Raw genomic sequence first — 8,408 nt, 5'->3', positions numbered from 1 at the left:
CCCTCCGCATTAGCGATCACCGTGGGCTCCCCACCCTCCAGCACCGCCACCACCGAATTCGTCGTACCAAGATCAATACCAACCGCACGCGCCACCGTGTGCTCCTCCCCGTGTATTGAGTCCGATCAACGCAATAATGCTGTCCGTGCTCGTCTCGGTCAAATCGGATGAGCCTACTTGACTCAACTTAGTTGCCAGCTGATCGATTCCTCGTGTGGTCTGGGCATACGGCGAAACGGCCCCGCGGCCGGCGGCGACCGCCGTGCGGGGCCGCCGATGGGCCGGGGGAGAGGCAGGGGAAAGGCGCCCGGACTCAGCGGGAGCGCCGTCGGCGCGTGCGGACGTCCGCACGCGCCGACGGCCTCAGGTGCGCGGAAGGCGCATCAGTTGGGCGGCGGCCACCGCGGCGCAGGCGGCCACGATCGCGGCGGCATCGGTCTCGCCGCGGTTCCAGTAGAGGACGGCGGCGGCCAGCGCCACCACGTACAGCGCCCAGAAGGCGCCGCGCTCGACATTCAGCAGTAGCGAGGACCGCAGCTCACGCCGTTCGCGCATTGCCGTTGTCCATGTTCGTGCTCCGTCAGACCGCTCGTCCGGTATCGCTCATAGGACGCGTCGTCAGGTCGGCCGGTTTGCCAGTGTGCCGGGTGTCACGTGGTCCGGGAATCGCCGGGCGACGCGTCCGGTGCCGCCCCGGACGGGGCCGCGACCGCGCGGCCGCGGTCGCCGTAGACGATCCTGCGCAGTACCGACTCGGCGGGACCGCGGCGGTCGCCGTACCCGGCGGCCGCGAGCACCGACACGAGCCAGACGGCCGCGCCGAGCCCCATCGCCGCCGCGACGCTGATGTCGTCCCCCAGCCCCAGCGACCACGGCGCCAGCAGCGCCACGAAGACGACCGACTGGAGCAGGTACGCGCTCAGGGAGTTGCGGCCGGTCGCGGCCAGCGCCGCCACCGTCCTGCCGTACCCGGCCGCGCCGCCGGCCGCGCTCGCGACGCGCCGCTCGACCGCGCCCGCGGCCAGTCCGAGGGCCGCGCCGTAGCCGAGCGCCACCGCGAGGCCGCCGATGCCGTGCAGGGCTGCCAGCAGCGGCAGCGACTCGGCGGGCACGGCGAGGTAGCCGGCGCCCGCCAGGGCCAGCGGCAGGCCGGCCAGCACCCCGGCGGGGACGCCCACCAGGGCCGTGCGCAGCAGCGTGCGCCGATGCCGGTCGGGCTCGGACAGCACGCGATGCCGACCGGCCAGGTAGCCCATCAGCATCGGGGCCAGGATGCCCACCATGCCCAGCACCGGGCCGAGGACCAGCTGCGCCAGCCACTCCGACAGGCGCAGGGTCATCGCGGCGGCGAAGTCGGCCTCGGAGCCGGAGTCGACCGAGGCGGCGGTGCCGTCGGCGAACTCCACGCCCAGCAGCGCGTTGGACAGGACGAACGGGATCAGCATCAGCCCGAACCAGATCAGCAGCCACCGGTCGCGGAGCCGGACGAAGGCGACCAGCGCCAGCCCGAGCAGCCCGTACAGGCCCAGCACGTCGCCCGACCACAGCAGCACGGCGTGCACGAAGCCGAACAGCAGCAGCGCGCCGCCCCGCCGGCCCAGCAGACGGCGGATCTGCCCGACGGAGGTGCCGGCCTCGGCCTGGCGGGTGACGATCTGCGCGGCGCCGTAGCCGAAGAGCGCCGCGAACAGGGGATAGGCCCGGCCGTCGACCAGCAGCAGGCTGCCGAAGGAGAAGGCCTGGTCGAGCGCGGTGCCGGGTTCGGGCCGGCTGCGCAGGCCCAGCGGGTGGCCCCACAGGTGCAGGACGGAGTTGGCCACCGCGATCAGCAGCAGGGCGCTGCCCCTGATGAGGTCGGGCGCCAGCGAGCGCTCGGTGATGGTGGCCGGGCCGCGGAACGGCGCGCCGGCGGAGGGCGAGGGGGATGCGGCCATGGCTGCGCGGGATTCCCTGTTCGGGGTGCCCGGATCGGGCGGACACGGGGCGGGGCGCGCGATGCGCGCCTTTTGTCGGCGCCGATCCTCTCACGCGCTCCGGCCGCGGCGGGCGGACATGAGCCGGCGGCGGCCGGGGAAGGTAGCCCACCGAGCGGCCGGATCAGGCCACCGCTCCCGGCCGGGACGTGGTCCGCCCGTCCGCCCGGACCCGGCCGACCGGCCGGATGCGTTCAGGTCCCGTCCTCGCTCGGTCCCGTCCACCAGAATCGACCCTACGACCGGGCGGCTCGCCGAGCCGCCGCCGACACATCCCCGAGGAGCTGACCTCGATGTCGCTGACCTTCGGTTACGGGCCGCTGTCGCGCCGCGTTCCCGAGACCGTCAACTACCGGCTCGACGGGCCGCAGCACCGCCTGCTGCTGCACCCGTTCCCGCGCCGGATCCGCGCGGTGGTCGGGGAGGTGACCGTGCTGGACACCGAACGGGGGCGGCTGCTGCACGAGACCGGCCTGCTGCCGGTGCTCTACGTGCCGCTCGACGACATCCGCGACGAGGTGCTGACGCCGTCGGACCACACCACCCACTGCCCGTTCAAGGGCGACGCGCGCTACTGGCACCTGCGGGTCGGCGACCGCACGGTGGACAACGCCGTGTGGTCCTACCCCGAGCCGAACCCCGAGTCCTCCTGGCTGCGCGGCCTGGCCTCGATGTACTGGGAGGCGGCCGACGGCTGGCTGGACGAGGACGAGCACGTCCAGGGCCACCTGCGCGACCCCTACCACCGCGTCGACGTACGCCGCAGCAGCCGCCGGGTGCGGGTCACCCTGGGCGACGAGGTCATCGCCGAGTCCGACCGGCCGCGCCTGCTGTCGGAGACCGGGCTGCCCAACCGGCTGTACCTGCCGCCCGAGGACGTCCGGCGCGACCTCCTCCAGCCCAGCGAGACCACCTCGGTCTGCCCCTACAAGGGGAACGCCTCGTACTGGTCGCTGCGGGTCGGCGACAGGCGGCTCGACGACGCGGCGTGGTCCTACCCGGCGCCGCTCGCCGAGGCCCTGGACGTGGCCGGCTACCTCTGCTTCCTGCACGACGACCTCACCGTGACCAGCATGCCGGGCTAGCGCGCCGTGCGGCCGCGGTGGCGCCGGGTAGCGCATCCGCCGAAACTTAGTCCAAGCCACGTCACAAGTGCGTCGACTTTCGCCTGAAGGTCTTCACAAGGCTGGCCAAAGTACGTAGATTCACCGGCAGCCGGTCTATTTCCGACCGGTTGCCGGGCGGTTTCCCGTCCGGCCGGTCGCGACAGCCGGGGGAATCTGGTGCCCGAGTCCGAACCGCTGCTGGAAATGATCGGCATCGTCAAGGAGTTCCCCGGCGTGCGCGCCCTCGACGGGGTCGACCTGGTGGTGCGCCCCGGTGAGGTCCACTGCCTACTCGGTCAGAACGGCGCGGGCAAGTCCACTCTGATCAAGGTGCTGTCCGGGGCGCACCAGCCCGACGAAGGCACCATCAGCTGGCAGGGCGAGCCCGTCCGGCTGAACTCCCCGACCGCCGCGATGCGGCTGGGGGTCGCCACCATCTACCAGGAGCTCGACCTCGTCGACGGCCTCTCGGTGGCCGAGAACGTCTTCCTCGGCCACGAGCAGACGACGGCCGGCTTCATCCACCGGTCGGAGATGAACCGCCGGACCCAGGAACTGCTGCACCGCCTCGGCCACGGCGAGATCTCACCCAGGACCGAGCTGGGCCGGCTCCCCGCCGCGCACAAGCAGATCGTCAGCATGGCCCGCGCCCTCTCCCACGAGGCCAAGCTGATCATCATGGACGAGCCCTCGGCCGCGCTCGCCCACGACGAGGTCGGCAACCTCTTCCGCATCATCCGCGACCTGCGCGCCGCCGGCGTCGCCGTCGTCTACATCTCCCACCGCCTCGCCGAGATCCGCGAGATCGGCGACCGGGTCACCGTCCTGAAGGACGGCCGCACCGTCGCCGTCGGACTGGCCGCCAAGGACACCCCCACCCCGCAGATCGTCTCGCTGATGGTCGGCCGCGACCTCGCCAACACCTTCCCCGAGCGCCCGGCGCCCGCGCCCGACGCCGCCGCGGTGCTCGACGTGCGCGGGCTGAGCCTCCCCGGCGTCTTCGCCGACATCAGCTTCTCGGTGCGGGCCGGCGAGATCGTCGGGCTGGCCGGGCTGGTCGGCTCCGGCCGCTCGGAGATCCTGGAGACCATCTACGGCGCCCGCCGCGCCTCGGCGGGCCAGGTGCTCATCGACGGCAAGCCGGTGCGGCGCGGCTCCACCCCGGCGGCCGTGGCGGCCGGCATGGGGCTGGCGCCCGAAGAGCGCAAGAGCCAGGCGCTGCTGCTGCACGACTCCGTCGCCGAGAACATCCTGCTGGCCGCCATGGACGACTTCGCCACCTTCGGCTGGCTGGACCGCCGCAAGGCGGCCCGCGCCGCCGCCGAGCAGGTCGCGGCACTGGACCTGCGCCCGCACGACCCCGAACGCGAGGTGCGCACCCTGTCCGGCGGCAACCAGCAGAAGGCGGTGCTGGCGCGCTGGCTGGTGCAGCGGCGCAGGCTGCTGCTGCTGGACGAACCCACCCGGGGCGTCGACGTCGGAGCGCGCACCGAGCTGTACGCCCTGATCCGCCGGCTCGCCGAGCAGGGGCTCGGCGTGCTGCTGGTCTCCTCAGAGGTCCCCGAGGTGCTCGGCCTCTCCGACCGCGTCCTGGTGGTGCGCGAGGGCCGCCTGGTGCACGAGGCGGCCGCCACCGAACTCGACGAAGCGCAGGTACTCGACCTCGTGATGGCCCCGACCGACGGTGCGGACTCCGCGGAGCCGGCCGGCCGGCCCGCCGCCTGACCGCACAGCCCGAAAGGAACGGACATGAGCGACGAGCGGACGCCGGGGGCGTCCAGCGTCACCGATCCCGCGCCGCCCGCGGACGAGAGCGGCCGGGTGGAGGCGCTGGCCGAGGAGGCCGGCGCACACCAGCGACCCGCCCGCCCCGGCTTCCTGGGCGGCTTCGGCCGCCACGGGGAGCTGCGCCACCTCGGACTGGTGGCGGTGCTGGGCATCCTGGTCGTGGTGGGCATGCTCACCTCGGACAACTTCGCCTCGGCCACCAACTTCGTGAACATCCTGATGCTCGCCGCGGTCATCGGCGTGATCACCGTCGGGATGACCTTCGTGATCATCGGCGGCGGCATCGACCTGTCCGTCGGCGCGATCATGGCGCTCGCCTCGGTCTGGTGCACCACCGTGGCCACCCAGTCCTTCGGGCCCGGGATCATGGTCGTCTGCGCCGTGCTGGTCGGCACCGCGACCGGGCTGATCAACGGACTGCTGGTGTCCTACGGGCGGCTGGTGCCGTTCATCGTCACCCTGGCGATGCTGGTGGCGGCCCGCGGCCTCGCCCAGCTCATCTCCAACCGGCAGACCCAGACCGTCGACCTGGACAACGGCGCGATCAACGCGCTGGCCACCGAGCGCATCCTCGGCATCCCGCTGATGGTCTACCTCTTCGCCGTGGTGGTGGCGATCGGCTGGCTGGTGCTCAACCGCACCACCTTCGGCCGGCGCACCTTCGCCGTCGGCGGCAACCCCGAGGCGGCCCGCCTGTCCGGCATCAACGTGCAGCGGCACACCGTGGCGCTCTACGCGATCTCCGGGCTGTGCTGCGGCATCGCCGCCATCATGATCACCGCTCGGACCACCACCGGATCCAGCACCCACGGCGACCTCTACGAACTGGACGCCATCGCCGCCGTCATCATCGGCGGCACCCTGCTGACCGGCGGCCGCGGCACGCTCATCGGGTCGATCCTCGGTGTGCTCGTGTTCACCACCATCACCAACCTGTTCATCCTGAACAACCTGCCCACCGACGTCCAGAACATCGCCAAGGGCGCGATCATCGTCGGCGCCGTGCTGCTGCAGCGCCGCAACCTCAGCTCGCTGTTCCTGGGCCGGGGACGGGCCCCGAGCTGAGCACGGCCGGACGCGGCGCCCCCGCCCGCCGCCCGGCCGACCGCGCCCGCACCCGTCAACCCGCCATCCCGTGCCGCCCGTAGAAAGGGCTTCGAAACAATGCCAGAGATCCTCACCTCGGTCGCCCGCCGCCGGTTCCTGCTCGGCGGCGCCCTGGTCGGCGCCGGCGCCCTCGCCGCGTCCTGCACCGGCAACGAGCCGGCCGACGGCGGCGGCGAGAACCCCGCCGTCAGCAACGCCGGCACCGACAACGACGCCCCCGGCGAGACCGTCATCATCGGCTTCTCCGCCCCGGCGGCCGACCACGGCTGGATCGCGGCCATCAGCCGCAACGCCCAGGCGCAGGCCGAGCAGTACTCCGACATCGACTTCCGCGCGGTGGAGCCGACCAACGACATCCAGCAGCAGATCGCCGCGGTGGAGTCGCTGATCAACGACGGCGTGAACGCGATCGTCGTGCTGCCCAACGACGGCGAGCAGCTGAACGCGGTGGCCCGCCAGGCCATGGACGCCGGCATCCCGGTGGTCAACCTGGACCGGATCTTCCCCGACCCGCTGTCCTTCCGCACCTACATCGGCGGCGACAACTACGGCATGGGCGTGGCCGCCGGCCACTACATCGGCCGCCGCCTCCAGGAGGAGGGCGTCGAGAACCCGATCATCGCCGAGGTGGCGGGCATCGAGACCCTGCCGCTGACCCAGCAGCGCAGCGACGGCTTCCGCGCCGCCCTGGAGACCTACGGCTTCGAGGTCGACATCAGCCAGGGCGCGCAGTTCACCGTCGAATCCGGGCAGGAGGTCATGAGCAACATCCTGCAGGCCCGCGACGAGATCCACGCCGTGTGGAACCACGACGACGACCAGGGCATCGGCGTCCTCGCCGCCATCGAGCAGGCCGGCCGCAACGAGTTCTTCCTCGTCGGCGGCGCCGGCTCCTCGGACATGATGGCGCAGATCGCCAACCCGGACAGCGTCGTCGAGGCGACGGTCACCTACAACCCGTCGATGGCCTCCTCGGCCATCCGCCTGGCCCGCCTGATCGCGCAGGGCAGGGGCATGAGCGACCTGGTGGAGCACGCGGTGCCGCAGAACATCGTGCTGGCGTCGGAGACGATCACCGCCGACAACGTCGAGGAGTACCAGGACCTCGGTTTCGAGTCCTGACCCCGGCGCACGGCACAGTCACCACCAACGGCACGGGTCCGACCGGGCACCGCATCATCGGGGAGTAATTCGTGAGCTCAGGAAATCTGGCAGACCGGCCCACCTTCGGCGTCGGACAGGTGGGATACGCCTTCATGGGGCGCACCCACTCTCAGGCGTGGCGGACGGTCGGCGCCTTCTTCGACCTGCCCGTCACCCCTGTGATGGCGGCGCTGGTCGGCAGGTCCCCCGACGCGGTGCGCGCCGCCGCCGCCCAGCTCGGCTGGGCGGCGGCGGAGACCGACTGGCGACAGCTCCTCAAGCGCGACGACATCCAGGTCGTGGACATCTGCACGCCGGGAGACTCCCACGCCGAGATCGCCATCGCGGCCCTCGGCGCCGGAAAGCACGTCATCGTGGAGAAGCCGCTGGCCAACACCGTCGCCGAGGCCGAGGCGATGGCCGAGGCGGCCGCGGCGGCCGCCGAGCGCGGCGTGCGCAGCATGGTCGCGTTCAACTACCGGCGGGTGCCCGCGCTCGCGCTGGCCCGGCAGCTCGTCGCCGACGGGCGGCTCGGCACCATCCGGCACGTCCGCGCCCAGTACCTCCAGGACTGGATCACCGACCCCGAGTTCCCGCTGGTGTGGCGGCTGCAGCGGGACAAGGCCGGGTCGGGCGCGCTGGGCGACATCGGCGCGCACATCGTCGACATCACCCAGTTCGTCTGCGGCGAGCGCATCACCGGCGTCTCCGCGGTCACCGAGACCTTCGTCAAGGAGCGGCCGCTGGCCGACGCCTCGGCCGGGCTGTCCGCCCAGGCGGGCGGCGCCGTCGCCACCGGGCCCGTCACCGTGGACGACGCCGCGATCTTCACCGCGCGCTTCGCCGGCGGAGCCCTCGGCTCCTTCGAGGCCACCCGCTTCGCCACCGGCCGCAAGAACGCGCTGCGGGTGGAGATCAACGGCTCGCGGGGCAGCCTCGCCTTCGACTTCGAGTCGATGAACGAGCTGTCGTTCTACGACGCTGAGGAGGACGGCGGCACCGCCGGCTTCCGCCGCATCCTGGTGACCGAGCCCGAGCACCCCTACCTGGGGGCCTGGTGGCCCGCCGGCCACCTGCTCGGCTACGAGCACACCTTCACCCACGAGGTGAGGGACTTCCTGCTGGCCGTCGCCGAGGGCACCGACCCCACGCCGTCGTTCGCCGACGGCCTCCAGGTCCAGCGCGTACTGGCCGCCGTCGAGGACAGCGCCGCCGCCGGCAGCGCCTGGACCCCGATTCCCTAGCCGGCGGGGGCGGCGGTGCCCGGTGGTGCCGGCCGCCGGGCACCGCC

8 protein-coding genes are annotated in these 8,408 nt (G+C 72.6%); 5 read left to right on the top strand and 3 right to left on the bottom strand.

Annotated features, from left to right (window positions below; translation table 11 throughout):
- The 3 genes from CLV72_RS31845 to CLV72_RS21915 all read right to left on the bottom strand — a co-directional run.
- On the bottom strand, positions 1 to 95 hold a 95-nt coding region (locus CLV72_RS31845; RefSeq protein WP_146159520.1), incomplete at its 3' end, for an Hsp70 family protein.
- Positions 96 to 363: 268 nt separating this feature from the next.
- The gene (locus tag CLV72_RS21920; protein ID WP_106249534.1) at positions 364 to 555 is read right to left on the bottom strand and encodes a hypothetical protein; all 192 of its coding nucleotides are present in this window, start codon (positions 553 to 555) and stop codon (positions 364 to 366) included.
- Between the two features lie 95 nt (positions 556 to 650).
- Entirely contained in the window at positions 651 to 1,934 is a 1,284-nt protein-coding gene (locus CLV72_RS21915) for a DUF418 domain-containing protein (protein WP_106249531.1), read from the bottom strand.
- Positions 1,935 to 2,266: 332 nt separating this feature from the next.
- On the opposite strand from CLV72_RS21915, the gene CLV72_RS21910 reads away from it, so the two are divergent.
- The 5 genes from CLV72_RS21910 (at position 2,267) to CLV72_RS21890 (ending at position 8,361) form a co-directional block, all read left to right on the top strand.
- Positions 2,267 to 3,058 carry a DUF427 domain-containing protein gene (locus CLV72_RS21910; RefSeq protein WP_106249529.1) on the top strand — a complete coding sequence of 264 codons (792 nt, stop codon included), beginning with the start codon at positions 2,267 to 2,269 and terminating at the stop codon, positions 3,056 to 3,058.
- Positions 3,059 to 3,256: 198 nt separating this feature from the next.
- Positions 3,257 to 4,804: a sugar ABC transporter ATP-binding protein gene (locus tag CLV72_RS21905; protein ID WP_245930358.1), complete on the top strand. Its 1,548-nt coding sequence runs from the start codon at positions 3,257 to 3,259 to the stop codon at positions 4,802 to 4,804.
- A gap of 24 nt (positions 4,805 to 4,828) precedes the next feature.
- Positions 4,829 to 5,932: an ABC transporter permease gene (locus tag CLV72_RS21900; RefSeq protein ID WP_106249524.1), complete on the top strand. Its 1,104-nt coding sequence runs from the start codon at positions 4,829 to 4,831 to the stop codon at positions 5,930 to 5,932.
- Between the two features lie 99 nt (positions 5,933 to 6,031).
- Positions 6,032 to 7,096, top strand: coding sequence for a substrate-binding domain-containing protein (locus tag CLV72_RS21895; RefSeq protein WP_106249521.1), 1,065 nt, complete (start codon positions 6,032 to 6,034; stop codon positions 7,094 to 7,096).
- A gap of 71 nt (positions 7,097 to 7,167) precedes the next feature.
- Positions 7,168 to 8,361 carry a Gfo/Idh/MocA family protein gene (locus tag CLV72_RS21890; RefSeq protein WP_245930357.1) on the top strand — a complete coding sequence of 398 codons (1,194 nt, stop codon included), beginning with the start codon at positions 7,168 to 7,170 and terminating at the stop codon, positions 8,359 to 8,361.
- Positions 8,362 to 8,408 lie beyond the last annotated feature (47 nt).

Origin of the sequence: Allonocardiopsis opalescens, from assembly GCF_003002095.1 — a bacterium.
GTDB classification, from domain to species: domain Bacteria; phylum Actinomycetota; class Actinomycetes; order Streptosporangiales; family Streptosporangiaceae; genus Allonocardiopsis; species Allonocardiopsis opalescens.
The sequence above is the reverse complement of the archived record's forward strand: the minus strand, read 5'-3'. Positions and strand labels throughout refer to the sequence as shown.

Excerpts from the sequence above, each read along its gene's own strand:
- CLV72_RS21915 (WP_106249531.1), bottom strand. The coding sequence starts at position 1,934 with ATGGCCGCATCCCCCTCGCCCTCCGCCGGCGCGCCGTTCCGCGGCCCG.
- CLV72_RS21910 (WP_106249529.1), top strand. The coding sequence starts at position 2,267 with ATGTCGCTGACCTTCGGTTACGGGCCGCTGTCGCGCCGCGTTCCCGAG.
- CLV72_RS21895 (WP_106249521.1), top strand. The coding sequence starts at position 6,032 with ATGCCAGAGATCCTCACCTCGGTCGCCCGCCGCCGGTTCCTGCTCGGC.
- CLV72_RS21900 (WP_106249524.1), top strand. The coding sequence starts at position 4,829 with ATGAGCGACGAGCGGACGCCGGGGGCGTCCAGCGTCACCGATCCCGCG.
- CLV72_RS21920 (WP_106249534.1), bottom strand. The coding sequence starts at position 555 with ATGCGCGAACGGCGTGAGCTGCGGTCCTCGCTACTGCTGAATGTCGAG.